This window comes from Microbulbifer harenosus, from assembly GCF_005771435.1.
Classification (GTDB): domain Bacteria; phylum Pseudomonadota; class Gammaproteobacteria; order Pseudomonadales; family Cellvibrionaceae; genus Microbulbifer; species Microbulbifer harenosus.
The window spans coordinates 1-896 of sequence record NZ_VANI01000050.1; the positions used below are offsets into that span (position 1 = coordinate 1).

Here is an 896-nt window from a genome sequence, read left to right on the forward strand (position 1 = left end):
GTAAGCGCCAAAGAATCAGCACCTGTTTTTCCTGATTCGACTTCAACACACTGATTCCAACCGTACTTACACAAAGGAATCAGCCATGACCCCCGAAGAGCGCACTCAGTTCTGGCAACAACAAATCTCCACCTGGCAGGTATCCAGCCTATCCGGACAGGCTTTCTGTCGGGAGAATAACCTCTCTTACCACCAGTTTGTATACTGGCGACGCAAACAAAATAAAGCCCGTTCAAGCCAGCCGGATTCCCCTATCGGATTTGCCAGAGTAACTCAGACTGCCTCCTCAAAGTGCGAGCTGACACTCACGCTGCCCAACGGCCTGTCGATTACCGGCATACATACCGGGAATATCGAACTCGTGGGTGCGATTCTGAGGCAGCTGTAATGGCGTTGCGTTACCTGCGCCCGGCACTGGACATACCGCAGATCTATCTCTACCGGGCACCAGTGGACTTCCGCAAACAGGCCAATGGCCTGGCGGCATTGATCGAGCAGGAACTTGGGCACAGTCCCTTCACCGGTGCCCTCTACGCCTTCACCAATCGCCATCGCAACAAAATCAAGTGTCTGATGTGGGAAGGTAATGGCTTTGTGCTCTATTACAAATCACTGGCCGAGGAAAAGTTCAAATGGCCGACCCTGTCGGAGGATCTACTGCCCCTGACCGGTGAGCAGATTAACTGGTTGCTCGACGGCTACGATATCAGCTTACTCAAAGGGCATAAAACGCTGCACTACGAGTCGATCAATTAACGCCTTGAGCGGTGCCTTTGAGACCTTGTTTTGCTAACATATCGCCATGAAAAAGGCGCCCAGCACTCCCATCAATACAAGCGATTACAGTGGTTTATCCACTGCGGAGTTGCTGGCGGTGATTGGCGACTTCCAGCAAC

The 896-nt window shown here is 52.3% G+C and carries 2 protein-coding genes; both read left to right on the top strand.

Going from position 1 to position 896, the window contains the following annotated elements:
* The first annotated feature begins 85 nt into the window (after positions 1–85).
* Positions 86–388 carry an IS66 family insertion sequence element accessory protein TnpA gene (gene tnpA / locus FDY93_RS19270; protein ID WP_136783862.1) on the top strand — a complete coding sequence of 101 codons (303 nt, stop codon included), beginning with the start codon at positions 86–88 and terminating at the stop codon, positions 386–388.
* The gene (tnpB, locus tag FDY93_RS19275; RefSeq protein ID WP_136783863.1) at positions 388–756 is read left to right on the top strand and encodes an IS66 family insertion sequence element accessory protein TnpB; all 369 of its coding nucleotides are present in this window, start codon (positions 388–390) and stop codon (positions 754–756) included. Before tnpA ends, tnpB begins: the two co-directional genes overlap by 1 nt.
* Positions 757–896 lie beyond the last annotated feature (140 nt).